The 26,990-nt window shown below is 66.5% G+C and carries 24 protein-coding genes; 8 read left to right on the top strand and 16 right to left on the bottom strand.

Annotated elements, in window-relative coordinates; all coding sequences use genetic code 11:
- Position 1: 1 nt before the first annotated feature.
- The 6 genes from recO (at position 2) to BLW48_RS01210 (ending at position 4,641) form a co-directional block, all read left to right on the top strand.
- Positions 2-775, top strand: coding sequence for a DNA repair protein RecO (recO, locus tag BLW48_RS01235; RefSeq protein ID WP_093172166.1), 774 nt, complete (start codon positions 2-4; stop codon positions 773-775).
- Positions 772-1,530, top strand: a complete 759-nt coding sequence (locus BLW48_RS01230) for a pyridoxine 5'-phosphate synthase (protein ID WP_093049458.1) — start codon at positions 772-774, stop codon at positions 1,528-1,530. Before recO ends, BLW48_RS01230 begins: the two co-directional genes overlap by 4 nt.
- Before the next feature lie 13 nt (positions 1,531-1,543).
- The gene (acpS, locus tag BLW48_RS01225; protein ID WP_093049461.1) at positions 1,544-1,936 is read left to right on the top strand and encodes a holo-ACP synthase; all 393 of its coding nucleotides are present in this window, start codon (positions 1,544-1,546) and stop codon (positions 1,934-1,936) included.
- Positions 1,933-3,012 (top strand): beta-N-acetylhexosaminidase, encoded by a 1,080-nt coding sequence (gene nagZ, locus BLW48_RS01220; protein WP_093049463.1) that lies wholly within the window; start codon positions 1,933-1,935, stop codon positions 3,010-3,012. Before acpS ends, nagZ begins: the two co-directional genes overlap by 4 nt.
- Positions 3,013-3,137: 125 nt before the next feature.
- Positions 3,138-3,812: a class I SAM-dependent methyltransferase gene (locus tag BLW48_RS01215; protein ID WP_093172164.1), complete on the top strand. Its 675-nt coding sequence runs from the start codon at positions 3,138-3,140 to the stop codon at positions 3,810-3,812.
- 13 nt (positions 3,813-3,825) lie between these two features.
- Positions 3,826-4,641, top strand: a complete 816-nt coding sequence (locus tag BLW48_RS01210; protein ID WP_176928695.1) for a glycosyltransferase family 2 protein — start codon at positions 3,826-3,828, stop codon at positions 4,639-4,641.
- On the opposite strand, the gene BLW48_RS01205 is transcribed toward BLW48_RS01210, so the two are convergent.
- The 4 genes from BLW48_RS01205 to BLW48_RS01190 form a co-directional block, all read right to left on the bottom strand.
- Positions 4,642-5,160 carry a YgjP-like metallopeptidase domain-containing protein gene (locus tag BLW48_RS01205; RefSeq protein WP_093172160.1) on the bottom strand — a complete coding sequence of 173 codons (519 nt, stop codon included), beginning with the start codon at positions 5,158-5,160 and terminating at the stop codon, positions 4,642-4,644.
- On the bottom strand, positions 5,157-6,437 hold the full coding sequence (locus BLW48_RS01200) for an Hsp70 family protein (protein ID WP_256330671.1): 1,281 nt from the start codon (positions 6,435-6,437) through the stop codon (positions 5,157-5,159). Before BLW48_RS01200 ends, BLW48_RS01205 begins: the two co-directional genes overlap by 4 nt.
- Positions 6,434-7,972 (bottom strand): lysine--tRNA ligase, encoded by a 1,539-nt coding sequence (gene lysS, locus BLW48_RS01195; protein WP_093172156.1) that lies wholly within the window; start codon positions 7,970-7,972, stop codon positions 6,434-6,436. The genes BLW48_RS01200 and lysS overlap by 4 nt, the downstream gene beginning before the upstream one ends.
- Before the next feature lie 124 nt (positions 7,973-8,096).
- The gene (locus BLW48_RS01190; RefSeq protein WP_256330670.1) at positions 8,097-8,741 is read right to left on the bottom strand and encodes an LON peptidase substrate-binding domain-containing protein; all 645 of its coding nucleotides are present in this window, start codon (positions 8,739-8,741) and stop codon (positions 8,097-8,099) included.
- A gap of 49 nt (positions 8,742-8,790) precedes the next feature.
- On the opposite strand from BLW48_RS01190, the gene BLW48_RS01185 reads away from it, so the two are divergent.
- Complete coding sequence (locus BLW48_RS01185) at positions 8,791-9,351, top strand: YggT family protein (RefSeq protein ID WP_093049480.1); 561 nt, start codon at positions 8,791-8,793, stop codon at positions 9,349-9,351.
- 65 nt (positions 9,352-9,416) lie between these two features.
- Here BLW48_RS01185 and accD read toward each other — a convergent pair whose 3' ends face one another.
- The 12 genes from accD to BLW48_RS01125 form a co-directional block, all read right to left on the bottom strand.
- Entirely contained in the window at positions 9,417-10,289 is an 873-nt protein-coding gene (accD, locus tag BLW48_RS01180; RefSeq protein ID WP_012746558.1) for an acetyl-CoA carboxylase, carboxyltransferase subunit beta, read from the bottom strand.
- A gap of 24 nt (positions 10,290-10,313) precedes the next feature.
- On the bottom strand, positions 10,314-11,159 hold the full coding sequence (gene trpA / locus BLW48_RS01175; RefSeq protein ID WP_093172152.1) for a tryptophan synthase subunit alpha: 846 nt from the start codon (positions 11,157-11,159) through the stop codon (positions 10,314-10,316).
- Positions 11,159-12,445 carry a tryptophan synthase subunit beta gene (gene trpB / locus BLW48_RS01170; protein WP_093075571.1) on the bottom strand — a complete coding sequence of 429 codons (1,287 nt, stop codon included), beginning with the start codon at positions 12,443-12,445 and terminating at the stop codon, positions 11,159-11,161. Before trpB ends, trpA begins: the two co-directional genes overlap by 1 nt.
- Positions 12,446-12,492: 47 nt before the next feature.
- Positions 12,493-13,194: a phosphoribosylanthranilate isomerase gene (locus BLW48_RS01165; RefSeq protein ID WP_093172150.1), complete on the bottom strand. Its 702-nt coding sequence runs from the start codon at positions 13,192-13,194 to the stop codon at positions 12,493-12,495.
- Positions 13,191-14,003, bottom strand: coding sequence for a tRNA pseudouridine(38-40) synthase TruA (gene truA, locus BLW48_RS01160; protein WP_093172148.1), 813 nt, complete (start codon positions 14,001-14,003; stop codon positions 13,191-13,193). The genes BLW48_RS01165 and truA overlap by 4 nt, the downstream gene beginning before the upstream one ends.
- Before the next feature lie 33 nt (positions 14,004-14,036).
- A complete protein-coding gene (locus BLW48_RS01155) occupies positions 14,037-16,865 on the bottom strand; it encodes a FimV/HubP family polar landmark protein (protein ID WP_093172146.1) in 2,829 nt (942 codons plus the stop codon).
- A gap of 169 nt (positions 16,866-17,034) precedes the next feature.
- Positions 17,035-18,177 carry an aspartate-semialdehyde dehydrogenase gene (gene asd, locus BLW48_RS01150; RefSeq protein ID WP_093049497.1) on the bottom strand — a complete coding sequence of 381 codons (1,143 nt, stop codon included), beginning with the start codon at positions 18,175-18,177 and terminating at the stop codon, positions 17,035-17,037.
- 90 nt (positions 18,178-18,267) lie between these two features.
- Entirely contained in the window at positions 18,268-19,356 is a 1,089-nt protein-coding gene (gene leuB, locus BLW48_RS01145) for a 3-isopropylmalate dehydrogenase (protein WP_093172144.1), read from the bottom strand.
- A 40-nt stretch (positions 19,357-19,396) separates the two neighbouring features.
- Positions 19,397-20,047, bottom strand: coding sequence for a 3-isopropylmalate dehydratase small subunit (leuD, locus tag BLW48_RS01140; RefSeq protein WP_093049503.1), 651 nt, complete (start codon positions 20,045-20,047; stop codon positions 19,397-19,399).
- Positions 20,048-20,061: 14 nt separating this feature from the next.
- A complete protein-coding gene (leuC, locus tag BLW48_RS01135; RefSeq protein WP_093049506.1) occupies positions 20,062-21,483 on the bottom strand; it encodes a 3-isopropylmalate dehydratase large subunit in 1,422 nt (473 codons plus the stop codon).
- Between the two features lie 62 nt (positions 21,484-21,545).
- Positions 21,546-22,490 carry a LysR substrate-binding domain-containing protein gene (locus BLW48_RS01130; RefSeq protein ID WP_093172142.1) on the bottom strand — a complete coding sequence of 315 codons (945 nt, stop codon included), beginning with the start codon at positions 22,488-22,490 and terminating at the stop codon, positions 21,546-21,548.
- A gap of 141 nt (positions 22,491-22,631) precedes the next feature.
- Positions 22,632-23,453 carry a helix-turn-helix transcriptional regulator gene (locus tag BLW48_RS01125; protein WP_093172140.1) on the bottom strand — a complete coding sequence of 274 codons (822 nt, stop codon included), beginning with the start codon at positions 23,451-23,453 and terminating at the stop codon, positions 22,632-22,634.
- A gap of 172 nt (positions 23,454-23,625) precedes the next feature.
- Between BLW48_RS01125 and BLW48_RS01120 the strand changes: the two genes are divergently transcribed.
- The gene (locus BLW48_RS01120; RefSeq protein ID WP_093172138.1) at positions 23,626-26,970 is read left to right on the top strand and encodes an autotransporter outer membrane beta-barrel domain-containing protein; all 3,345 of its coding nucleotides are present in this window, start codon (positions 23,626-23,628) and stop codon (positions 26,968-26,970) included.
- The last annotated feature ends 20 nt before the right edge of the window (positions 26,971-26,990 follow it).

The raw sequence follows: 26,990 nt of genomic DNA, 5'->3' as shown, positions 1-26,990 counted from the left end.
AGTGGCTGCTGCCCACCGCGTTTCGCACGAACCGGCGTACGTTCTCCATCGCTACGACTGGAGCGAGTCGAGCCTGATTCTCGAAGTCTTCACCCGCCACCACGGGCGCATTGCGCTCGTGGCCAAAGGGGCGAAGCGGCCTAGTTCCAACTTCCGGCCGGTGTTGCTGCCGCTGCAGCCGCTGCAGCTCAACTACGGCGGTGACGCCGAAATCCGCACGCTCAAGGGCGCCGAATGGATGGGCGGCCATGTGATGCCGACCGGCGAGGCGCTGCTGTCGGGCTATTACGTCAACGAGCTGCTGCTGCGCCTGCTGGCGCGTGACGATGCCCATGAAGCGCTGTTCGATGCCTACGCCGGGGTCGTTCAGGTGCTGGCAGGCGATCACGTCGGCGCGCAGGCCGCGACCCAGGCTGCCGCGCTGCGTGCTTTCGAGTTGCTGCTGCTGCGCGAAGTCGGCCTGCTGCCGTCGCTCGATGTGCAGACCCTCACGCTGGAGCCGCTTGCCGCCGAGCAGCGCTACAGCCTCGTGCCGGAAGCCGGCCTGCGCCAAGCCGACGACGACGAGGCCGCGCTGAATGGCGCCGACTGGCAGGCTCTGCAGACCGTTCTTGACGACCACGCCCCTTTTACCGCCACGTTGCGTGAAATTGCCACCATGAACGCTGGCAGCAACAGTGCCCTGCGAAACCAGTTGCGCACCTTGCTCAACTACCATTGCGGCGTGTCCACGCTGCGCACGCGGCAAATGATGAGAGATCTGCAAGCACTATGAGCACTTCAGGCACCACCACCTCGCTGTCCGTCAACCTCAACAAGGTGGCCCTGGTCCGCAACACGCGCCACCTGGGCATCCCGAGCGTGGTGAAAGCCGCCCAGGCCTGCCTGGCAGCCGGCGCGCACGGCATCACCGTGCACCCGCGGCCCGATGCCCGCCACATTCGCGCACACGACGTGAGCGACCTGTCGGCGCTGCTCGCCAAAGACTGGCCGGCCATCGAGTTCAACATCGAAGGCAACCCCTTCCAGAACCTGATGGACTTCGTGCGCACGCTGAGGCCGCATCAGGCCACCTTCGTGCCCGACAGCGAAACCCAGTCGACCAGCGACCACGGCTGGACCTTCCCCGACGACGCCGAGCGCCTGCGCCCCCTGATCGCCGAAGCCAAGGCGCTGGGCGTGCGCGTCAGCCTGTTCATGGACCCGATTCCCGAAATGATGGCGGCGGTCAAGGCCGTGGGCGCCGACCGCGTCGAGCTCTACACCGAAGGCTATGCCGCATCGCGCGGAACGCCCGACGAGAAGGCTGTGCTCCAGCGTTATGCCGACACGGCGCGCGCGGCCCATGCCGCAGGCCTGGGCATCAACGCCGGCCACGACCTGAGCCGCGACAACCTGACGGCTTTCCTGCGTGCCGTGCCTGGCGTGCAGGAGGTCTCGATCGGCCATGCCTTCGTGGCCGACGCGCTGGAGCTCGGCTATACGGCCGCCACGCGCGACTACCTGCGCTGCATCAACGAGGCGCAATGAGCGCCGGCGCCGCATGATCTACGGCATTGGCACCGACATCTGCGACCTGCGTCGCATTGCCGCGACCTTCGAGCGCCAGGGCGAACGCTTTGCCCGCAAGGTGCTGAGCGACGCTGAATTCGCAGTCTGGAAGGCCCGCAGCGAACGCTGGCCCAAGCGCGGCCTGAGCTATCTGGCGACCCGCTTCTCCGCCAAGGAGGCCTTCAGCAAGGCCATCGGCCTGGGCATGCGCATGCCCATGAGCTGGCGCCTGTGCGAGATCGCCAACCTGCGCAGTGGCAAGCCCGTCATCGTGCTGCATGGCGGCCTGAAGGACTGGTTCGAGGCGCAGGGCCTCACGGCCCATGTGACCGTGACTGACGAAACCGAATACGCCGCGAGCTTCGTGGTGGTGGAGAAGCTATGACTGCCGGGCCCGCCGCTCGCCCCCATGCGCCGCTGATCATCGATGTGGCGGCTACCGAGCTCAACGACGCCGACCGCCGTCGCCTCGCCAATCCGCTGGTCGGCGGAGTGATCCATTTCGCCCGCAACTGGCAGGACCGCGCGCAGATGACTGCGCTCAATGCCGAGATCAAGGCGATCCGCCCCGACCTGCTGATCTGCGTCGACCACGAGGGCGGCCGCGTGCAGCGCTTTCGCACGGACGGCTTCACGCACCTGCCGTCGATGCGCGCACTCGGCGAGCTGTGGATGCGCGACGCCATGCGCGCCACCCAGACCGCGACCGCGGTCGGACAGGTGCTGGCGGGCGAGTTGCGCGCCTGCGGCGTCGACTTCAGCTTTGCGCCGGTGCTCGACCTGGACTACGGCGGCAGCAGCGTCATCGGCAGCCGCAGCTTTCATCGCGATCCGCGCGTGGTGGCGCTGCTGGCCAAGAGCGTGATGCACGGCATGCTGCAGATGGGCATGCGCAACTGCGGCAAGCATTTTCCGGGGCATGGCTTCGTGCAGGCCGATTCGCATGTCGAGATCCCGGTGGACAAGCGCGGCCTCAAGGCCATCCTTGACGACGACGCACGGCCGTACGACTGGCTGTCGGGCACGCTCGGCGCGGTGATGCCGGCGCACGTGATCTATCCGAAGGTCGACAAGCGGCCGGCGGGGTTTTCGTCGAAATGGCTCAAGGCGATCCTGCGGCAGCGCTTTGCCTTCGACGGGGCCGTGTTCAGCGACGACCTGAGCATGGAGGCGGGCCGCTACATCGATGGCCGGCTGCTCAGCTATACCGATGCGGCGCTGACCGCGCTGGAAGCCGGATGCGACATGGCGCTGCTGTGCAACCAGAGCATCGGCGAGGGGAGCCTGCTCGACGACTTCCTCGAGGGCTTCGAGGCTGCCGCGCGCGCGGGCCGATGGCTGCCGGACGCGAGCAGCGAAGCGCGCCGCCAGGCGCTGCTGCCGCAGGGCGCCGCACCCGATTGGTCGACGCTCGTCGCTTCGCGCGGGTACCGCGATGCGAGGCGGATGACGGACGTTTGAAGGCTGTCCAGCCGATCCGGAATTGGCGCATTTGTGAACAAGCTGGCAAATACGCCAGATAAGTCAGCCGCGCCGTCCTATAGAGTCAAATGTTCTGAACCAGGCAGTTTCGGGGGATATTTCTCATGGCGCACATCGGCGAATCCTGGCTGACTTTCGACAGCTTGACGCAGCACGTCGTCAAGACGATCAATCCCAAGCGCATCCTGGACATCGGTGCCGGGGGCGGCAAATATGGAGCCTTGCTCAAGAACGTCGTGCCCGAATGCGAGCTGACCGCGCTGGAGTGTGACGAAGTGGCATTTCCTCAACTGCGCGAGGTCGGCTACCACCAGATTCTTCCGATCACGGCCGACAAGCTCTATGAACGCAGCGGCGATCTTTACGACGTGGTGATCCTGGGCGATGTCATCGAGCACATGCTCCATTCGCAAGGCCGCGACCTGCTGGAATTTCTCAACTACCGCTCCCGCTATCTCATCATTTCCACGCCGGAATGCATGCCGATGAGCCGTCCCATCTTCTTCGAAGGCCACAACTCGCTGTGGCGTCCCGATTCGTTCGGCTGGCACGACTACTGGGCGCACCAGCAGTGCGGCGTGATGCACTTCTATCTGCTCAGGGGGCACGACAACTGGGCTGGGCCGGGTCTGGCGGAGGTAGTGAGTGCGGCCAATGGAGCGGGAATTTTCAACGACCATTCCAGCGACAAGAAGCAGGCCGTCAACCTGACGATTCATGACACGCGCTACAAGGAGCCGGCCGACGAACACAACGTCGTGCTGTACCGCCCCTTCTGACGGACGTTGTTTCATGACGGCAACCGACAAGATCTCCCTTCGCGATATAGACATCATCGTTTCGTACAGGGAGGCGACCGAAGAGCGGCGCGAGAACCTCTATGCCGTGCTGGCGCATCTGGCCTACACCTATACCGACTACCGGCTGTGGTTGATGGAGGCGGCGACGGCGCCGCGCTTCGACTGGCAGCGGCTGTGCGATCCGAAGATCCGGCATGTCTTCATCCATCACGATGGGCCGTTTCCCAAGTCGATGCTCTACAACACGGGCGTCCGGCTGGCCCGCAGCCCTGTGATCTGCTTCCACGACGCCGATTCCATTGCCCAGCCTTCAACGCTGCGTGGCTGTGTCGATGTGCTGCTGGACCGGGACAGCAGCGAGGTGCTGTGCCCCTACTGGAGCGTCATCAACGTGACGGGTGAACTCAAGCGCGATTTCATGCAGTTGCCCGACTACGCCCGATTCGCATCGATCAACGTGGAGCAACTGCCTCCGGATGCCGGCGTGCTGTACTCGAATGCCAATGGGGGCATCGTGCTGTTCAAGCGCAGCGAGTACATCCGAGTCGGCGGGTACAACGCACGCCTGGAAGGATGGGGCGGCGAGGACGACGAACTGCTGCGCAGGGCAGGGCGGCTGGGTCTGCGTTGGCACTCGATGCACGTGCCGCTTTTCCACTTGCACCACGATTCGGGCTCGCGCAATGAATTGATCGAGAGCCTTCATGGCACCGAGAACCTGCGTGCGTCGCATGCCATCGAGACCATGTCCCAGGAAGAGGTCGAGGTGCTGGCGCGCGAGCTGTCCGCGTTCTTCGCGTCCGACTGATCAGGGCCGGGAGCTGGCGTCCCAGAGCCGACGACCGTTCATGTCCAGGTGCGTCAGATACAGCCGCAAGTCGAATTCGAGCTGCTGGTAGTCCGGCTCCATGTGCATGCACAGCGCATAGAAGGCCTTGTCGTGCTCCCGCTCCTTCATGTGCGCCAGTTCATGCACGACGATCATCCGCAACCAGGCCAGCGGCACGCCCTTGAACAGGCTCGCCACCCGGATCTCCCGCTTGGCCTTGAGCTTGCCGCCCTGCACGCGCGACACCGTGGTGTGCGTGCCCAGCGCGTTGCGGATCACGTGCAGCTTGTTGTCGAACATCACCTTCGACAGCGGTTCGGCCTTGCGCATGAACTCGCTCTTGAGCTCGTTCACGTACTCGTAGAGCGCGCGGTCGGTCTGCACGTTGTGCACTCCGTCCGGATAGCGCTTGCCGAGCAGCGCAGCGAGCTTGTCCTCGGCGATCAGCTGGCGGACCTGGTCCAGCAGGGGCGCCGGATAGCCCGCCAGGTATTTCATGCGCGACGGCGCTCCGTGCGCGCCGCGCAGGCCAGCCCCGTGGCCACGCCGCCGAACAGGTCGCCTTCGACCAGGTTCACGCCCGCAAAGCTCTTGCGCAGGGCGTGCTGGAACGGTCGCAGCGCCGAAGAGCCGCCGGTGAGGTAGATCGCGTCGAGGTCGCCGCTGCGCAAGCCCGCGCGCTTGACGCAGGCGTGGGCGCACGCGATCACGTTCTCGAGCGGTCCGGCCAGCTGCTGTGCCATGTCGTCCGGCGTGAGCGAGGCCACCAGCCCGTGTTCGGCGCAGGAGAGGTCGATTGCCGTCGCCGCATCGGTCACCGAGGCATCGATCTTGGCCGCTTCCACCGCACTCGCGATGCGGTGCCCGTGCCGCTCTTCGAGCACGGTCATCAGCCGGTCGTGCAGTTGTGTGTCGCTGTAGCTCGTGCGCAAATCCTTTGCCTGCCGCACCGCCTTGGCGGCGTAGAGCCAGTTGATCAGGTGCCAGGACGAAAGCTCGAAGAACACCTTGCTCGGCACCTCGCGTCCCTGCGGGCCGTGGTGGCGGAAGCCGAATTGCGGCATCACGCGCTCGAGGTTCAGGCGCTGGTCGAAGTCGGTGCCGCCGATGTGCACGCCGCTGGTGGCCAGCACGTCGTCGCTGCGGTCCTCGCGCGCGGCACGCTCGGGGCCGACGCGCACAACGGTGAAGTCAGAGGTGCCGCCGCCGATGTCGACGATGAGCACGATCGATTCCTTGGCGATGCGCTGCTCGTAGTCGAAGGCGGCCGCAATAGGTTCGAGCTGGAAGGCGATCTCGCGGAACCCCGCCGCGCGCGCTGCGTGGCGCAGGCTCTCTTCGGCACGCTCGTCGCGCCTGGCATCGTCGTCCACGAAATGCACGGGCCGTCCGATCACCACGCGCTCGGGCATCCGGCCGAGCTCGCGGCTGGCGCGCACGGCCAGTTCGCGCAGGAAGCGCGCGATGATGTCCTCGAAGCTCACGAGGCCGTCGTAGATCGCGGTCTTCTCCTGCATCAGCGCGCTGCCGAGCAGGCTCTTCAGCGAGCGCATCAGGCGGCCTTCGGTGCCCGAGAGGTACTGGCCGATGGCGTCGCGGCCGAAGTGGGTCGTGCGGTCTTCGGCGTTGAAGAAGATCGCGGTGGGCAGGGTGGTGGCCGCGCCTTCGATGGGCAACAGGCGGGCCTCGCCATCGACCCGGCAGGCCACGGCGGAGTTGGAGGTGCCGAAGTCGATGCCGATCGTCGGCAGCGACGACGGTGACAACACGCTCAAGATTCCCTGCGCAGCGCCGGGAACAGGATCACGTCGCGAATGCTCGGCGAATCCGTCAGCAGCATCATCAGCCGGTCGATGCCGATGCCGCAGCCGCCGGTGGGCGGCATGCCGTATTCGAGCGCACGCACGAAGTCGTGGTCGTAGTACATGGCTTCGTCGTCGCCGCTGTCCTTGGCGGCCACCTGCGCGTTGAAGCGCGCGGCCTGGTCCTCGGCGTCGTTCAGCTCGCTGAAGCCGTTGCCGAACTCGCGGCCGGTGATGTACAGCTCGAAGCGTTCGGTGACCTCGGGGCGCTCGTCGTTGGCACGCGCCAGCGGCGAGATCTCGGTCGGGTGCTCCATGATGAAGGTCGGCTGCCAGAGCTTCTCTTCCACAGTCTCCTCGAAGTACATCACCTGCAGGCTGGCCAAACTGCGCTGCGAGAGCTTGTCCTTCTCTTCGCTCAGGCCGATCTTGCGCAGGGCGTTGATGAGCCAGGCGGCGTCGTCGACGCCATCACCGGCGTCGGTGTACTTCAGGATCGCCTCGCGGATCGTCAGGCGCTCGAAGGGCTGGGTCAGGTCGACCGGCTTGCCTTGGTAGGTGAGCTGCTGCGTACCCACGGCCTTGTCGGCGATGGTGCGGATCAGCGTCTCGGTGAAGTCCATCAGGTCGCGGTAGTTCCAGTAGGCCGCGTAGAACTCCATCATCGTGAACTCGGGGTTGTGCCGCACCGAGATGCCCTCGTTGCGGTAGCTCCGGTTGATTTCGAACACGCGCTCGAAGCCGCCGACGATCAGGCGCTTGAGGTACAGCTCGGGCGCGATGCGAAGGAACATCTCCTGGTCGAGCGCGTTGTGGTGCGTCTTGAAGGGCTTGGCGTTCGCGCCGCCCGGAATCGGGTGCAGCATGGGCGTCTCGACTTCGAGGAAGTCGTTGGCCACCATGAACTCGCGCAGCGCGCTCACGGCCTTGCTGCGCGCGGTGAAGCGCACGCGTGCCGATTCGTCGGTGATCAGGTCGACGTAGCGCTGGCGGTACTTCTGCTCCTGGTCGGCCATGCCGTGGAACTTGTCGGGCAGCGGGCGCAGGCTCTTGGTGAGCAGGCGCAGCTTGGTCACCTTGACCGACAGCTCGCCGGTCTTGGTCTTCATCAGCGTGCCTTCGGCGCCAACGATGTCACCCAGGTCCCAGCGCTTGAAGTCGGCGTAGATGTCTTCGCCGACCGCGTCGCGCGTCACGTAGAGCTGGATGCGGCTGGTGGCATCTTGCAGGGTGGCGAAGCTGGCCTTGCCCATCACGCGCTTGAGCATCATCCGGCCGGCTACGCTCACTGCAACGGCTTGCGCCTCGAGGGCTTCGGCCTCGGTGGCGTCATGCGCCTCGGCGAGTGCCGCCGCACGGTGGCCAGGCTTGAAGTCGTTCGGGAACGCAACGCCTTTGCCCTCGGCCTGCGCCGTGCGCAGCAGCTTGAGCTTTTCGCGGCGTTCTGCGATGAGCTGGTTTTCGTCGACGGGGGGCGGAGGAGGCGAGGGGGTCTTTTGATCGGACATGGGAGGCGGGTGGCGCGCATCCGGGAGCGTGCGCGGGGCTGGCATTTTAGCCCATCGGCTTTGAATAAAACCTGCGCCCAGCGCCCGTCAATCCTGCGCAATGTGCTACAAAAAAAGTAGCAGCCTATTCAGTGATGCCCGTGCGTGCGAGCAGATCGCTGACCAGCTCCAGCCGCATCAACGGACTGTCGAGCTCCATCAGGCGCTGGCGCAGTTCGAGTTGCATCGGCACCAGTTCGCACCAGCGGTTGGCCACCCAGCCGCAATCGTTGAGCTGATAGGGCGCACCGATCGGCAGCCGCACCGCTTCGCCTTGCGCACGCCGGCGCTCTTCCAGCGTGTCGATCAGGCGCTGCAGCGCGGTGGCGGTGTGCCGCAGGTCGTCGGGGATTTCAAGCGCGATGTCGTCGCTCACGGCCTCGACTTCGGCTACCCACAGGCCATGCTTCTGCAGCTCATTGCTGCGAACCCGAAAGCGTTGCGTGCCCACGCATTCGACCTGCAGCAGGCCGCTCTGCGGCGATTCGAACTCGCGGATCATGGCCAGCGTGCCGATGGCGGCGAAGCTTTCCGCATCGGCGCCGGCCTTGCGCACTTCGCTGCCGCTGGTGAGGCTCACCACGCCGAAGGGCGCGTCGGCCTTGCGGCACTTGCCGATCATGTCGAGATAACGAACCTCAAAGATGCGCAGTGGAAGAAGGCCACCCGGAAACAGGACCGTACCGAGCGGGAACAATGGCAGTGAATGCAAAAAGGGTTGTGTCGTCATCGAAGAGCCTTGCGTGGCTATCATCGCATTCCGCTCACGGCCACGCCCCATGCTCTATCAGATTCCCTCGTTCCTTCTCGACGTGATCGTCGGCCTCCTCGGCGGCGCATGTCTGCTGCGGCTCTACATGCAGTACCACCGGGTGCCGTTCGGCAATCCGCTCGGGCGCTTCGTGTTCGCCATCACCGACTGGATCGTGCTGCCGTTGCGGCGCATCGTGCCCGCGGTGAAGCGCTGGGACATGGCAAGCCTGATCGCGGCCTGGCTGCTGGTGATGCTGAAGTTTCTGCTGCTGTGGCTGCTGGTGGGCAATCTTGGGCGTATCGCGACCTTGCCGCTGGTGTCGCTGGTCGGGTTGATGCAATTGGCGGTTTCCGGCTTGACCGCGCTGCTGGTGGTCTATGCGGTGCTGTCGTGGATTCCGAACGCCTCGCCGATGCTGCTCGACCTGATCTCGCGCCTGGCCGAGCCGCTGGTGCGGCCGTTTCGCCGCTTCATTCCGCTGATCGGCGGGGTCGACCTGTCGCCGCTGGCAGCCATCGTCGTGCTGCAGGTGATCGCGATCGTGCTGGGCAACCTGCTGGTGTTTGCCTATCAACTGACTTTCTGAAGCGGCAATAAAAAAAGGGTCTGGGTGCATCGCACCCGGACCCTTTTGCGTTTGCCCTGTTTCGCTCAGCTGACCGCGTCGGCCGGCTGGCGCAGCAGCATGGCCAGCGTGCTGGCGATGGTCTTGCGCAATTCGCGGCGGTCGCTGATGAAGTCGATGGCGCCCTTGGTCTGCAGGAACTCGGCGCGCTGGAAGCCTTCGGGCAGCGTCACGCGCACGGTCGATTCGATCACGCGCGGGCCGGCAAAGCCGATCAGCGCCTTGGGCTCGGCGATCACCACGTCGCCCACGAAGGCGAAGCCTGCGGACACGCCGCCCATGGTCGGGTCGGTCAGCACGCTGATGTAGGGCAGGCCCTTCTTCGCCAGGCGCGTGAGCGCGGCATTCGTCTTGGCCATCTGCATCAGCGAGAGCAGGCCTTCCTGCATGCGCGCACCGCCGGTGGCGGTGAAGCAGATGAACGGCACCTTCTGCTCGATGGCGGTCTCGACACCACGCACGAAGCGCTCGCCGACCACGCTGCCCATGCTGCCGCCCATGAATTCGAACTCGAAGCAGGCCACGACCACGCTGATGCTGTGGACCGAGCCGCCCATGACGACCAGCGCATCGGTTTCGCCGGTGTTTTCCAGGGCTTCCTTCAGGCGCTCGGGGTACTTGCGGCTGTCCTTGAACTTCAGGGCGTCGACCGGCAGCACTTCCTGGCCGACTTCATAGCGGCCCTCGGCATCGAGGAACGCGTCGAGCCGCGCGCGGGCGCCGATGCGATGGTGGTGGCTGCAGCTGGGGCAGACGTTCTGGTTGTGCTCGAGATCGGTCTTGTACAGAACGGTCTCGCAGGCGGGGCATTTGATCCACAGGCCCTCGGGCACCTGGCGGCGCTCGGACGGGTCGGTTTGTGCGATCTTGGCGGGTAGCAGTTTTTCAAGCCAGCTCATAGGGGCTCCTTGTGTTGGCGGTGATTATCGACCAGCCGCGTTCTTGGCCGTGGCGGCGGGCAGCGCGTCGAGCGCCTCGCGGATTCCCGCAAGGAATTCGCGCACCGCCGGCACCACCCGATCGCGGGGCTGGTCTTCGATGAGTTGAATGATCTTGGTGCCGATGATGACCGCATCCGCGGCCGATCCGACCGCCTGCGCCGTGCGCGCATCGCGGATGCCGAAGCCCACGCCGACCGGGATGCTCAAGTGCTGGCGGATGCGCGGGACCATCTGGCCGACCGCCTCGGTGTCGAGGTGGCCAGCGCCGGTCACGCCCTTGAGCGACACGTAGTAGACGTAGCCGCTGGCGATCCGTGCGACCTGCGCCATGCGCTCGTCGGTGCTGGTCGGGGCCAGCAGGAAGATCAGGTCGATGCCGGCAGCCTTCAGCTCGGCGGCGAAGTCTTCGCACTCTTCGGGCGGGTAGTCGACCACCAGCAGGCCGTCGACGCCGGCGGCGACCGCATCGTGGATGAAGGCTTTCTTGCCGTGCACGAGGTCGTAGCGCTCGACCGGGTTGGCATAGCCCATCAGCACCACGGGCGTCGTCGAGTCCTTCTGGCGGAAGGCGGCCACGATGGCGAGCACCTGCTTCATGCCGATGCCCAATGCCAGCGCGGCTTCACCGGCTTTCTGGATAACAGGCCCGTCGGCCATGGGGTCGGAGAAGGGCACGCCCAGCTCGATCACGTCGGCACCGGCCTCGACCATGCCGTGCATCAGCTCGGGCGTGATGTTGGCGAAGGGGAAGCCGGCGGTCACGTAGGGAATCAGTGCGCGACGGCCGTCTTTTTTCAGCGCGTCGAAGGTGGCGGCAATGCGGCTCATCACTTGCCTCCCTTCACGCTCAGACCGCGCATCGAGGGCCGGTCGTAGAAATCGACGCCCGACAGATCGGCGACGGTGCCGATGTCCTTGTCGCCACGGCCCGAGAGGTTCACCAGGATCGACTGGTCGGGGCGCATGGTCTTGGCGAGCTTCATTGCATGGGCCAGGGCATGGCTGGATTCGAGCGCGGGGATGATGCCCTCCGTTCGGCACAGGTAGTGGAAGGCTTCGAGCGCTTCGGTGTCGGTGATGCCGACGTATTCGGCGCGGCCGATGTCGGCCAGGTACGCGTGCTCGGGGCCCACGCCTGGGTAGTCGAGGCCCGCGCTGATGCTGTGGGTCTCGGTGATCTGCCCATCCTCGTTCTGCAGCAGGTAGGTGCGGTTGCCGTGCAGCACGCCGGGGCTGCCGCGCAGGATCGACGCTGAATGCTTGCCGCTGTCGAGCCCTTCGCCCGCAGCTTCCACGCCAATCAGGCGCGTGCCAGCGAACGGTATGTAGGGATGGAAGATGCCCATGGCGTTGCTGCCGCCGCCCACGCAGGCGACGACCACGTCGGGCTGCTTGCCCTCGGCCTCGCCGGTGATGCCGTCGGCCGCGAGCATGGCCGGCATCTGCTCGATGCACTCGGTGCCGATCACGCTCTGGAAGTCGCGCACCATCGTCGGATAGGGGTGCGGGCCGGCGACGGTGCCGATGATGTAGAAGGTGTTTTCCACATTGGTGACCCAGTCGCGCATCGCCTCGTTGAGCGCGTCCTTCAGCGTCTTGCTGCCGGATTCGACGGGTACCACGGTCGCGCCGAGCAGGTTCATGCGGTAGACGTTGGGGCTCTGGCGCTTCACGTCCTGGCTGCCCATGTAGACCACGCATTCGAGGCCGTAGCGCGCGCAGATGGTGGCGGTGGCCACGCCGTGCTGGCCGGCGCCGGTTTCGGCAATGACGCGGGGCTTGCCCATGCGGCGCGCGAGCATCGCCTGGCCGATCACGTTGTTGATCTTGTGCGCGCCGGTGTGGTTCAGGTCTTCGCGCTTCAGGTAGATCTGCGCGCCGCCCATTTCACGGCTGGTGCGTGCGGCGTGGTAGATCGGCGAGGGGCGGCCGACGAAGTGCTTCAGCTCATAGTGGAATTCGGCGAGAAACGCCGGATCGTCCTTGAACCTGGCGTACGCGTCGCGCAGTTCGTTGATCGCGTGGGTGAGCGTTTCGCTCGCGAAGGTGCCGCCGTAGTTGCCGAAATGGCCGGTGGCATCGGGTTGCTGGTAGTCCTGGAATTGGCTTTGCATGGTTCTCGATCGGTGAGCCGCAGCCCGACAACGATCGGCTGCGGCGGCTAACTGGAGAAGGACGCGTCGGCAGCCCTGACGGCTGCGACGAATTGCCGGATCTTTCCGGCGTCCTTGAGGCCCTTGTTCCCGGGACCGTCGATTTCGACGCCCGAGCTCACATCAACGGACAGCGTCTTGCAGCGCGTCCGCAGGATGCGAATGCCATCGCTCACGTTTGCAGGTGTGAGCCCACCACTCAAGACGAGGTGAGCGTCGACGGCGGGTGGAAGAAGTGACCAATCGAATGCCTTGCCGCCACCGCCATAACCTTCGACGTGCGCGTCGAGCAGGATGGCCTGGGCGTGGGAGTAATCGGACGCGTATTTTACGAGGTCGAAGCCGGCCCCGGCAGCCCCCAGCGGAATGCGGGCGGCGCGCATGTAGCGAAAGCGCCCCGGGCCGCTGGCTTCTTCGCACTGTTGGGGCGTCTCCTCGCCGTGGAATTGCGCGATGGCGCCCTTCACGCGGCTGAGTGCTGCTATGACTTTGGGAGCATCCTCGTTCACGAACAGCAGCACGGGCGTGATGAACGGGGGCAGGCGCGAGGCCAGTTCGGCGGCGCGCTCGGGTGTCACGGCCCGGGGGCTCTTCGCGTAGAGCACGAAGCCGATGGCGTCGGCGCCGGCTTCGACTGCCGCATCCACGTCGGCCTCACGCGTCAGGCCACAGATCTTGATGCGGGTGCGGGGAACGGGAGGCGCGGTCATGGCGGGCCATCATACGGAGCCCCGCCGGCCTGCAGCGTGGCTTCCGCCGGCAGACCCCACTTGGCGTCGTACAACGGGCCCAGGAAATACAGGCCGTCCGCGGAGAAGGTGGGCGCCGCCGCCTTGCGGCTGCGTGCCTCGAGCACTTCAGAAATCCACTCGGGCCGTTCGTCGCCACGGCCGATGCGCACCAGGCAGCCCATCAGGTTGCGGATCATGTGGTGCAGGAAGGCGTCGGCCTCGAATTCGAAATGCCAGCGGCAGCGTTCGCCGTCGCCCACGCGCGTGATCTCGATGCGCCGCAGGTCCTTGACTGGCGAGCGCGCCTGGCAGGCCGAGGCGCGGAACGAACTGAAGTCGTGCCGCCCGACGAGCAGCGCGGCCGCGGCGCGCATCGCATCGCCGTCGAGCGCATGCATCGACCAGCCGACCCGGCCCGTATCGAGGCTGGGCCGCACCGGCGATTGAGAAAGCACGTAGAGATAGCGGCGCGCCAGGGCGCTGGCGCGGCAATGGAATTCGTCGGGCACCGGCTGCGCCCACTGCACCGCGATGTCGTCGGGCAGGAAGCGGTTGGTGCCACGCATCCAGGAGAAGGGTTCGCGCTCGACGGTGGTGTCGAAGTGCACCACCTGCATCAGCCCGTGCACGCCGGCATCGGTGCGACCGGCGCACAGCGTGCCGATGGGCTGCGCGGCGAACTTCGTGAGGGCCGCTTCGAGCTTGTCCTGCACCGTGCGGCCCGAGCGCTGGCTTTGCCAGCCCTCGTACGCTTGGCCGTTGTACCGGATGCCGAGCGCCAGCCTCACGAATTCAGGAAGAACGACAGGAGCGGCAATCGCTCAGCGCAGTTCTGCGAGCAGTTGACGGGCTTGCGACTTGAGGTCGCCGGCGCTTTCGGCTTCGACTTCCTCGACCAGCGAGCGGGCGCCTTCGACGTCGCCGATGGCTTGCAGTTCGCGAGCGAGCGACAGCTTGACGGCGTGCGGGCTGTCGTCGCCTTCGTCGTCAGGCGCGGTAGCCGCAGGCCTTGCAGTTTCGGCCGAGCGGGCAGCCGGCAGGCCTGCCAGTGCGCTCATGTCGAATTCGATGAAACCCGAGTCGGCCGGCAGCGCATTGCGCAGTGCGGCGGGACGGGTGTTGTGTTCCGCATCGCTCAGCGAACTGGGGAGCGTGTCTGCCGACAGCGCGCCGGGGGCGGTGTCGAAGTCGTTCTCGAGATCGACAGGCGTTGCGGCGTGGCCGTTCGACAGGGGCGGCGCGGGGCGCGCAATCGTCGGAGCGGGCGCGTAGACCGACTTCGGCAGGCTGGCGCCGACCGGTGCGTGCTGGACCGGCGCAGGGGCGGGTGCCGGCGGCGTGGTCAGGTCGAGGTCGAAGTCCAGCGGTGCCACCGAGGGCACGAAGGCAGGCGGTGCAACGGCCACTGGCGGTGCTGCGGGAGGCGGAACTGCTGCCGGCTTGGCGGCCGAAGCGAGGGCGCCTGCGAAGGCGGCCGTCTCGGCAGCGCTGGCACCGCCACCGCTGCGGGGAGCGCCCGATTCGTACAGCGGGTTGCCCGGATCGAGATCCTTGCCCATGTCGACCACGCGGGTCCAGTCGGAGCCGAGGCCGCCGGTCAGCTTGTGCACTTCGGTAGCCAAGCCTTCGTAGGCGCGCACATCGCGGCGCTTGGCGTGGATTTCGAGCAGCTTCAGGTGGATGGCGGTGCGGTCGGGGTTCAGGCGCAGCGCTTCACGCAGGATTTCCTCGGCCTGCAGGTCGCGGCCGTAGGCCAGGTACACGTCGGCTTCGGCCACGGGGTCCACGTCGCCCGCGTCGAGCTGGCTCGGCGAGTACGACAGCGACGAGACGGTGGAGTCGCCGCGATGCTTGGTGTCGACTGATTCACCGCCGCTGGCGCCGAAGAACGAATCCTTCGGGATGCGGCTTTCGAGGAACACGCTTTCGCTCATTTCCTCGCGCCGGCGGCCCAGCACGCGGTACAGCAGGAAGCCGATCAGCAGCGCGATCAGCGCCGCGCCGGCCAGCATCAGCGGGTTGTCCAGCAGCTCTTCGAGGAAGGTGGGCTCCGGCGGGGGCGGCGGAGCGGGCTTCTTCACGACTGGCTTCGGTGCAGCGGCGGCCACCGCAGCGCTCGCTGCCGCCGTCGCGGGAGCTGCACCGGCGTCGGTTGCAGCTGGCGCGGCAGCGGCTGCAGCCTCGGCCGTCGGAGCCGGTGCAGCAGCAGGGGCCGCAGCCGTTGCCTCGGGCGTGGGCGCGGGGCTCGGTGCTGCTGCGGCGGGAGCGGCCGGTGCGGCTGCCGCAACGGGGGCGGGAGCCGGAACTGGCGCAGCAACAGGTGCCGGTGCAGGGCTTGCGACCGGGGGGGCGGTCGTGGCACTGGTGGTCGGTGCCGGAACCGGGATGCCCGGCGTCGACGGTGCTGCCGGCGCAGCGGCTGCGGCAGGTGCCGACGAACCGGTGCCCGTTGCAGCCTTGAGCTTGTTCAGCTCGTTGATGTTCTTCGACAGTTCCGCGACGCGGTTGTTGTTGTCTTGTGCCTGACGGGTCTGCGCGACCTTTTCGTCGGCGGCGCGGGTGGCCGCGTTGCCTTGCGAGATCGTGAGCTTGTCGGGGGCACTGGCCGCTGCATTGCGGTCTTCGACGTTGGCTTGCAGCTTGCCCGATGCCTTGCGGCTGGCGGCGACCACGTTCGAGGTCGGCGCGTTGTCGGCCAGGCGCTGGCGGTAGGCGCCGAAGTCGCGGCTCTGTGCCGTGACCGTGCGGCGGGCTTCGTCCGGCAGAATGGCGGCCGCCTCGGCACTGCTCGGCAGATCGAGCACCGCGCCGGCGCGCATGCGGTTGACGTTGCCGCCGACGAATGCATCGGGATTGGAGAGCAGCAGCGCCACCAGCATCTGGTCCAGCGACACGTCGGCTGGCTTGTGGGCGCCGGCGATCTTGCTGGCGGTGTCGCCGCGCTGAACGGTGACTTGTTCGCCGCCACCGCTGCGAACCGCCGGAGCGGCTGCGGTGACAGGGGCGGGTGCTGCCGCAGCGGGCGCAGGCGCCGGTGCAGCTGCCGCAGGTGCAGAGGGGGCTGCCGAAGGCGCAGCCGGCACCACCGGAGGGCGCTCGCGGCGAGTACGGGCTGCCGGGGCAACGCGTTCGGTCGGCGTGGCGATCTGGGGCGAAATGGGCGTGGCCGGTGCCGCCGCCTGGCGCGTGGCCGGCGGATCGAGCAGCACGGTGTAGTCGCGCACGATGCGGCCCGACGAACCGTTGGCCTCGAGCAACAGGTCGATGAACGGGTCGTTCAACGGGCGGTTACCGCTCAAGCGCACCACGTATTGGCCGCCGGCGCGGCGCTGAAGCGTCGCCTTGACGTCGCTCAGTGCCGAGTTGTACGGAACGCCCGCGCTCTTGAAAGCTTCGGCCGTGGCGATGTTGATCTTCAGACCGTCCGCCTCGTTGGCGGCGATTTCGGTCACGTCGATCTCGGCGCGCAAGGGTTCGCCCAGCGCCGATTGCACCTTCAGCTGACCCAGCGCGAATGCGCTGGCGTCGGTGCTGACGATGCCCAGGGCCACGGCTGCCGCCGCGCCAAGGATGGAAAGGCGCCAGCCATTCGATGGCAGAGGCGGGCGAGCGGCCGATGGGCTGGCCGCAGGCAACAGATGTCTTGTCATGCTGATAGGGGGCGGCTCAGGCCCAGAATTTGTAAGAGGACGTTAGCACCATCACCGGGCACTGACAAGGCAATGCGCTTGTTCTACCCAGTGCGCGCATACTTACGCACACATTCGATGTTGCCGTAAGGCAACAATTCATGTTTCAAAAGGCCCTGAGCAGCCCGCATCAGGCTTCGAGCAGGATACGCAGCATGCGGCGCAGCGGTTCCGCGGCGCCCCACAGCAGCTGGTCGCCGATGGTGAAGGCACCGACGTATTCCGGGCCCATCGCCAGCTTGCGGATGCGGCCAACAGGAATGTCCATAGTGCCCGTCACGGCCACCGGCGTCAGATCCTTCAGGGTGGCTTCGCGCGTGTTCGGCACGACCTTCGCCCAGGGGTTGTCGGCGGCGATCATCGCTTCGATGTCGGCGACCGGCACGTCCTTCTTGAGCTTGAAGGTCAGGGCCTGGCTGTGGCAGCGCATCGCGCCGATGCGAACGCAGAAACCGTCGACCGGCGTGGCAGCGGTGCTGAAGCCCGGGCCCTGGCCGAGGATCTTGTTGGTCTCGGCGCCGCCCTTCCACTCTTCCTTGGACATGCCGTCGCCCAGGTCCTTGTCGATCCAGGGGATCAGCGAGCCGCCCAGCGGCGCGCCGAAGTTGGCCGTTTCAGCGGCGCTGAGGGTCTGCTGCTTGTGCAGCACCTTGCGATCGATTTCGAGGATGGCCGACTTCGGGTCGTCCAGCAGGGCGCGCACTTCGGCGTTGAGGGTGCCGAACTGGGTCAGCAGCTCGCGCATGTGCTGCGCGCCGCCGCCCGAGGCTGCCTGGTAGGTCATGCTGGTCATCCACTCGACCAGGCCTGCCTTGTAGAGGGCGCCCACGCCCATGAGCATGCAGCTCACGGTGCAGTTGCCGCCGATCCAGTTCTTGCCGCCCTTGGCGAGCGCGTTCTCGATGACCGGCAGGTTGACCGGGTCGAGCACGATGATCGCGTCGTCCTGCATGCGCAGGGTGGAGGCGGCGTCGATCCAGTGGCCGTTCCAGCCGGCGGCGCGCAGCTTGGGGAACACCTCGCTGGTGTAGTCGCCGCCCTGGCAGGTGATGACGATGTCGCACTTCTTCAGTGCCTCGATGTCGTTCGCATCCTTCAGCGCGGTTTCGTTCTTGGCCATCGCCGGGGCCTTGCCGCCGGCGTTGGAGGTCGAGAAGAAGACCGGCTCGATGAGACCGAAGTCGCCTTCGGCCTGCATGCGGTCCATCAGGACCGAGCCGACCATGCCGCGCCAGCCCACGAGGCCGACCAGAGGTTGAGATGCGTTCGCCATTTCAGTTTGCCCTTATGAAAAAAGAAAAAGTTGTCTTTTCTTGCCCCCGACTCGTCGAGCCGGGGAGGGGCGTGACGAAGCGGGCTGCGGTTAGCCGGTAATCGTCTTTTTGGTGATTGCTGCAACGACCGCGTCGCCCATTTCGCGGGTGCCGACGCGCTTCGTACCTTCTGACCAGATGTCGCCCGTGCGCAGCCCGGAGGCGAGCACATCCTTGACCGCCGACTCGATACGGTCGGCAGCTTCGGCTTGGTTGAGTGAGAAGCGGAGCATCATGGCAGCGGACAGGATTGTAGCCAAAGGATTGGCAACCCCTTTGCCGGCAATGTCGGGGGCGCTGCCGTGGCTGGGCTCGTACAGGCCCTGGTTGCTCGAATTGAGCGATGCCGAGGGCAGCATGCCGATGGAGCCGGTGAGCATCGCGGCCTCGTCCGAGAGGATGTCGCCGAACATGTTGCCGGTGACCACCACGTCGAATTTCTTGGGCGCCTTCACGAGCTGCATGGCCGCGTTGTCGACCAGCATGTGGTCGAGTTCGACGTCCGGATATTCCTTCGCGATGTCGAGCATCACGTCTTTCCACAGCTGCGAGGTTTCCAGCACGTTGTTCTTGTCGACGCTGGTCACGCGCTTGCTGCGCTTGCGGGCGGCCTCGAAGGCCACGCGGGCGATGCGTTCGATCTCGGGGCGCGAATAGCGCATCGTGTCGAACGCCTCTTCGGCGCCCGGGAAGTGCCCGTCCGTCGCGATGCGGCGGCCGCGCGGCTGGCCGAAGTAGATGTCTCCGGTCAGTTCGCGAATGATCAGGATGTCCAGGCCCGCGATCAGCTCGGGCTTCAAGCTCGATGCATCCACCAGCTGCTCGTAGCAGATGGCGGGACGGAAGTTCGCGAACAGGCCGAGGTTCTTGCGCAGCCCCAGGATCGCCTGCTCCGGCCGCAGCGGGCGGTCGAGCTTGTCGTATTTCCAGTCGCCGACGGCGCCGAACAGCACTGCGTCCGATTCCTTCGCCAGCTTGAGCGTCGATTCAGGCAGCGGGTGGCCGTGCGCCTCGTAGGCCGCGCCGCCGACCAGCGCCGACTCCATCTCGAACTTCAGGTCGAGCACGTCGAGCACCTTGACGGCTTCCGCCACGATTTCGGTGCCGATGCCGTCACCCGGGAGAACTGCGATTTTCATAAATTGGTCTGAGGTTTTTTGAAAACGGAAATGCGCGCGATCAGGAGATCATCGTGTGCGCGAGCCACGGCTTCTGCGCCAGGCGCTCGGCCTCGAAGGCCTTGATCTTGTCCTTGTGGCGCAGCGTGAGGCCGATGTCGTCCAGCCCGTTGATCAGGCAGTACTTGCGGAAGGCCTGCACGTCGAACGCGAACTCCTGCCCATCGGGCTTCACGACCATCTGGCGTTCCAGGTCGATGGTCAGCTGGTAGCCCGGGAACGCGAAGGTCTCGTCGAACAACTGGGCCACCTGCGCCTCGGGCAGCACGATCGGCAGCAGGCCGTTCTTGAAGCTGTTGTTGAAGAAGATGTCGGCGTAGCTCGGCGCGATGATCGCGCGAAAGCCGTACTGGTCGAGCGCCCACGGCGCATGCTCGCGCGACGAGCCGCAGCCGAAGTTCCTGCGCGCCAGCAGCACCGAAGCGCCGGCGTAGCGCGGCTGGTTCAGCACGAAGTCGGGGTTGGGCTTGCGGCTGGCCGGGTCCTGGCCCGGAAAGCCTGCGTCGAGGTAGCGCCATTCGTCGAACAGGTTCACGCCAAAGCCGGTCTTCTTGATCGACTTCAGGAACTGCTTCGGAATGATCGCGTCGGTGTCGACGTTCTCGCGGTCCATCGGGGCCACGAGGCCCTTGTGCACGGTGAATTTCTGCATGTGTTGTCTCCAGATCAGGCGAAGGTGCGCACGTCGACGAAGTGGCCGTGCACGGCAGCAGCGGCAGCCATCGCGGGGCTCACGAGGTGGGTGCGGCCGCCGGCGCCCTGGCGGCCTTCGAAGTTGCGGTTGCTGGTGGATGCGCAGCGCTCGCCGGGCTCGAGCCGGTCGGCGTTCATTGCGAGGCACATCGAGCACCCGGGCTCGCGCCATTCGAAGCCTGCAGCCTTGAAGATCAGGTCGAGCCCTTCGCGCTCGGCCTGTTCCTTCACCACGCCCGAGCCGGGCACGACCATCGCGAGCTTCACGTTCTTCGCGACCTTCTGGCCGAGCTTCTTCACCACGGCGGCGGCTTCGCGCATGTCTTCGATGCGGCTGTTGGTGCAAGAGCCGATGAACACCTTGTCGATGAAGATGTCGTTCATGGCCTTGTTCGGCTCCAGGCCCATGTAGACCAGCGCGCGCTCGATGGCGCCGCGCTTGTTCGCATCTTTTTCCTTGTCGGGATCAGGCACGCGGCCGTTGATATCGACCACCATCTCGGGCGAGGTGCCCCAGGTCACCTGCGGCTGGATCTGCGCGGCGTCGAGCTCGACCACGGCGTCGAAGGTCGCGCCAGGGTCGGACTGCAGCGTGCGCCAGTAGGTCACGGCCTGGTCCCACTCCACGCCGGTGGGCGCGAGCGGACGGCCCTTCACGTAGCTGATGGTCTTCTCGTCGACCGCCACCAGCCCGGCGCGCGCGCCGGCCTCGATGGCCATGTTGCAGACCGTCATGCGGCCTTCCATGCTCAGGTCGCGAATGGCCGAGCCAGCGAACTCGATGGTGTAGCCCGTGCCGCCGGCCGTGCCGATCTTGCCGATGATGGCCAGCACGATGTCCTTGGCGGTGCAGCCGAGCGGCAGCTTGCCCTCGACCTTCACGAGCATGTTCTTCGCCTTCTTGCCAAGCAGCGTCTGCGTGGCCATCACGTGCTCGACCTCGCTGGTGCCGATGCCGTGCGCCAGCGCGCCGAACGCGCCGTGCGTGGAGGTGTGCGAGTCGCCGCAGACGACAGTCATGCCCGGCAGCGTCGCGCCCGACTCGGGGCCGATCACGTGCACGATGCCCTGGCGCTTGCTCAGGAACGGGAAGAACGCGGCCGCGCCGAATTCGGCGATGTTGTGGTCGAGCGTGGTGACCTGTTCCTTGCTGGTCGGATCGGCAATGCCTTCGTAGCCGCGCTCCCAGCCCGTGGTTGGCGTGTTGTGGTCGGCGGTGGCCACGACCGAGCTGATGCGCCAAAGCTTGCGGCCGGCTTCGCGCAGGCCTTCGAAGGCCTGAGGGCTGGTCACTTCATGCACCAGGTGGCGGTCGATGTAGAGGATCGCGGTGCCGTCTTCCTCGGTGTGGACGACGTGTTCGTCCCAGATCTTGTCGTAGAGCGTGCGTGCCATGTCGGTCTCTTGTCTTTCGTGGGGAAATGGATTGTCTGTCGTTGCGGCCGTGAATTCGAGGTTCAGGCCGCGATCTGTTCTGCGGCGTCCGCAGCCGCGTGCAGGTGATTCACCAGCGAGCGCGCCGCCACTGGCAGGGTGGAGAAGTCGCGCGCCACCAGCCGGATCTCGCGTGCCGCCCAGGCGTCGTTGAGCGCCACGCTCACGAGGCCGCGGCCGATGCCGTTCTGCATGAGCTCGAAGGCGCGCTGCGGCATCACGCCGATGCCCAGGCCGTTCTCGATCATCCGGCACATGGCGTCCAGGCCCGTCACGTGGATACGCAGCTTGATGCTGCGGCCGGCGTCGAGCGCGGCCTCGTGCATCGCGACGTAGATCGAGCTGTTGGTGTGCAGGCCGACGTGGTCGAAGTCGAGCGAATCCACGAAATCGATGGCGCCCTGCGCCGCCAGCGCATGCCCCGTGGGCACGATCAGCGCGAGGCGGTCGTGCCGGTACGAGAGGCTTTGCAACTCACCCGCGCCGCCGGCCACGTGGCACACGCCGAGGTCGGCCGCGCCTTCCTGCACCGCGCGGATCACTTCGCTGCTCAAGTGTTCTTCAAGGTCGATCTTTATGGCCTCGTGGGCGCGCGTGAACACGCCCAGGTCTTCGGGCAGGAACTGCACGATCGCCGAGATGTTGGCGTGCACCCGCACGTGGCCGCGCACGCCGTCGGCGTATTCGCTGAGTTCGCCCTGCATCTTCTCCAGGCTGTAGAGCACCGATCGGGCGTGATGCAGCAGGCTTTCGCCGGCGGGCGTGAGGTCGACGCCACGCGCGTGGCGGTAGAGCAGGGTGGTGCCGAGCGTGGCCTCGAGGTCGGACAGCCGCTTGCTGATGGCCGAGGCCGCGATGAACTCGCGCTCGGCAGCGCGGCCGATGCTGCCCAGTTCGCACACGGCAACGAACAGCTGCAGCGACGTGAGGTCGATGCGGCGGGCGAAGTTGCGTTCGGATGTGCTCATGGGGCTGTGGGGAGTCATCGCGCTTTGCGATGAGATTGTCATTTTCCCCTTGTTTTCGCCCCGTATCCATCGCGATGCACGATGGCATCGTTGCCGGGTGGCGACGGGATGCCCCGCGGCTGCACGGCTTCGCCGTGCGCGTCACCCAGGTCTGGTTTGCGTTTTCCACGTTCCCATCGGCAGCTTCCACAGCGGCGGCATCTGCGAGAACGGCGGCACCGTGTGGACAAGCTTGGCCAGGGCGAGCCGGCTGTCGGTGCCGATCTTGCTGAAGATCGCCTTCAAATGCGCCTTGACGGTATCCAGAGTGACGTTCATGGCACTGGCGATGGCCTCGTTCGAGTTGCCTTGGGCAATCCACACGGCAACCTCGACCTGACGCTGCGTCAACTCCGGAAAGGCGTAGCGAAGGCGGTCGGCAGGGGGGAGGTTGTCGACGGTACGCTGCTGCGCCTGGCGGTATACGCGCAGCACGTGCCCTCGGTAGATCTGGAGCCGGTCGCGCTGCGCATCGCTGTATGCCGGTCGCCCGATGACCCGATGCGCGCTCAGATCCAACGCGTATTCGCCGTGCTGAATCAGGACGCCCATGATGCGGTGGGCGCCCGATGGCAGGAAGACGTCGCGAGCCATGGGGAGCGCCATGAATTCCTCATCGGTGAAGACATCCGATTCACGCACCGCGCGCTCGCCGTAAAAGGCGGGATCCTTCTGCCAGAAAGGGTGGCTGCCCGCATGACGTGCGTAGGCCTGGAACGCCGCCTGGCGCCGATCCGGGTCGTCTTCGACCGACAGCAGCGCGCGCAGCTCGCCGCTGCGATGGTGGACCTCCGTCCAGCCGACCACGTCGGAGTCCGTCAGGCGGACCACACCCTCGAAGAGCAGCTGCGGCAGCGTCAGCAGGTCAGGTTCGGCCTCGTAGAGGCGCACGATTTCCTGCAACAGGATCGGGTCGGTGTTCATGACTACTCTTTCGGGTAATTGAATCGTCCTGTTGCAAATCTTACATTGGCTCCTTTAAGTCTCCCGGATGCCCGGCATCGCTCCATCGCGAGCAAGTGCCTCGAGTGGCGTTCCGTGAAACGCGGCTGCGACCACGTAGCCGGATCCGACAAAACAGAACGGGATCAACAGGATGAATCGCACTTTCAGGGTCGTCTGGAACGGGAGTCTGGGCGTCTGGCAGGCTGTATCTGAACTGGCCGTGTCGGCCGTCAAAGGAGCGGGCGCGGGCGGGAAGCGCCGCGCACGGCGTCGCGCCGCGGCGAGCGCGATGTTCGCGGTGTCGCTGGGCCTGGCCGCGCCGCTAGCGCACGCGGCCGACGTGCTCCTCATAGGCGCCGGCGGCACGGGCGGCGGTGACGGCGGCAACGGCAGCATCAGCGGCGGCGGTGGCGGGGCAGACTTCTACCTTCCAGGCGCTGGTGGTGCGGGTGGTGTTCCCGCTCCGACGCAGACTCTCCCCAGCCCGGCCAGCGGCAGCAGCCTCCTGCCGATCTACGACTACGTCGGCATCGGGGGCGGCGCCGGCGGCGGGGACGGTGCCAACCTGGGCGGCATGAATGGAGGCGACGGAGGTGCGGGGGTACTCAATCTCAACGGCACGGCCCTGAACGTCACCAACACGCTGCTGATCGGCGGTGCCGGTGGCGGTGGCGGTTCGGGCGGAGCCCCCTTCACACGGGGCGGCAATGGCGGCACGGGCGGCAGTGGAACGCTCACTGCCACCGGCGGGGCGACCATCACGGTCGGCACCCAGCTGTACATCGGCGGCCTGGGTGGCACGGGCGGCAACTGCGGCTGTTCCGGCAACGGCGGGGCGGGCGGCGCGGGTGTCTTCAACCTGGGTGATGGCAGCACGCTGAACCTGACCGGCGCCGCTTTCACCATCAATGGAAACGGCACGCTCAACATCGGCAATGCCACGGCCAACGGCACGACCGCCGGCACCGTCACCGGGCTGGTCGGCAGCATCACCAATGCGGGCACGATCAACTTCAACCAGTCCGATGCCACCTACACATTTGCCACGGCCATCGCCGGCACCGGCACGGTCGTGCAGAACGGCAGCGGCATCACCTTCCTGACCGGGGCGAACACCTATTCGGGCGCCACGATCGTCAACGCCGGCCTGATCAACTTCAGCAACGGCGGCAACCTCGGCACCGGCCGCATCACCCTGAACGGCGGCGGCCTGCAATGGGCCGCGGCAAACACGACGGACATTTCCGGCCGATTGAACGCGCTGGGTGCAAGCGGTGGCACCTTCGACACCAACGGCAACGACGTGACGCTGGCAAGCGGCATCAGCGGTATCGGCGGCCTGACGAAGACGGGCGCCGGCATCCTGACGCTGACGAACGCGAACAGCTACACGGGCGAGACGACCATCAGCAACGGCACGCTGAAACTGGCCGGCGCGGGCACCCTGGCCGGGGCGACCGGTGTATCGCTGACGGGGGGCAGCGCGGTGTTCGACCTGTCGACCGGCAGCAGCCAGTCGGTGGCGCACCTGTCGGGCGTGGCGGGCAGCCTGGTGGCACTGGGCGCCAACACCTTGACCCTGACCGACAACACATCGCAAACCTTCAGCGGCAGTCTGACCGGCACCGGTGGCGGCCTCGTCAAGCAGGGCACCGGCACGCTGACGCTCTCGGGCGCCAGCACCTACACCGGCGGCACCGCGCTGCGCCAGGGGCGCCTGAACCTCGGCAACAACCTGGCGCCGGGCACCGGCACGCTGTCGATGGACGACGACACCACGCTGGGCTTCAGCGCCGACGGGCTGACGATCGCCAACGCGATCCAGCTCACGGGCAACAACGATCCGGTCATCGACACCGGCGCATTCAACGCGACCCTGAGCGGCGCGATCAGCGGCGGCGGCTTCATCACGAAGGAAGGCACGGGCACGCTGACGCTGTCGGGCGCCAACAATTACACCGGCGCGACCAGCGTCGCGCAGGGCACGCTCAAGGCGGGCGCCGCCAACACCTTCAGCGCGGCTTCGGTGCACAGCGTGGCTTCGGGCGCGACGCTCGATCTGGCGGGCTTCAATCAGAGCGTGGCCTCGCTAGCCAACAGCGGCACCGTCTCGCTGGTGGGTGCGACCGCAGGCACCACGCTGACGGTGACGGGCGCGTACGTCGGCAACAACGGCGTGCTCAGGCTCGGCACCGCGCTCAACGGCACGGGGCCGTCGGATCGTCTGGTGCTCAACGGCGCAACTGCGGTGGCCAGCGGCAAGACCACGGTGCAGATCACCAACCTCGGCGGCCTGGGTGCGCTCACCAGCGGCAACGGCATCGAGGTGATCACCGCGCAGAACGGCGCGACGACCACTGCCCAGACGACCAAGGATGCGTTCTCGCTGGCCAATGGCCACGTGGATGCCGGCGCCTACGAGTACCGCCTGTACGCGGCCGATGCCAACGGCGCAGGCGAGAACTGGTTCCTGCGTTCGAGCACCACTGCATCGCCAGGTGCGCCCACGCCCTCTGCGCCCGTGATCACCTACCGCGCGGAAGCCTCGCTCTACGCCGCGCTGGCGGGCCAGCTGCGACAGGGCAACCTCGCGATGCTGGGCGACCTGCGCAAGCGCGTGGGAGATGACGACGTCAAGGGCACCGCGACCACCCCGACCGGTTCTGATCGCCGAGCCTGGGCCCGCGTGCTCTCCACCGACATCGACATCCAGCAGGGCGGTGCCGTCTCGCCATCCAGCAAAGGGCGCCTCACCGGCTTCCAGGCCGGCACAGACCTGCTGGTCATGCCGAACTGGCGAGCAGGCCTCTACGTCGGCCAGCTCGACGGCGATGCCCGCGTGAGAGGCTTCGCCAGCGGCATCCAGAACCTGGCCGTGGGCCGCAACGACCTGCGCAGCCAGTACCTGGGCGTGTACGGCACCTACACCAGCGACAGCGGCTTCTACGCCGATGCGGTGGTGCAGTCGGGCCGTCACCGCTACACGGTCGAGCCATTCCTGAGCCCGGGTGTCGGCGGCAAGGGCAACAGCCTGCTGGGCTCGATCGAGGTGGGCCAGGCCTTTGCGTTGGGCGGCAGTGGCTGGAGCGTCGAGCCGCAGCTGCAGCTGATTCACCAGCACATGGATCTGAACAACTCCGCCATCGCTGGCGCCATCGCGCAGCCGCAGGCCGACAGCGGCTGGATCGCCCGTGCGGGCGTTCGGGTGAAGGGCCAGATCGACACGGGCATCGGCGCGCTTCAGCCGTACGGCCGCTTCAACGTCTACAGGACATCGAGCGGCGCGGACATCGCGCGCTTCGTGAACGGGGCGACGACGACCGATATCTCGGCGCCCACGGGCGGCACAAGCACCGAGCTGGCAGGCGGCTTCACGCTGGCGCTGGGCCAGACGACAAGCCTCTACGGCGAAATCGGCAAGCTCTGGGCCAGCGGTGGCGACGCCAAGGTCAAGAGCTCGATCAACGGGTCGATCGGCGTGCGGGTGAAGTGGTGAAAGGCTGAGCCCGGAACGGA

The sequence above is a fragment of the Variovorax sp. YR266 genome, from assembly GCF_900107295.1.
GTDB lineage: Bacteria > Pseudomonadota > Gammaproteobacteria > Burkholderiales > Burkholderiaceae_C > Variovorax.
This window is presented reverse-complemented; position numbering and strand designations above follow the sequence as displayed.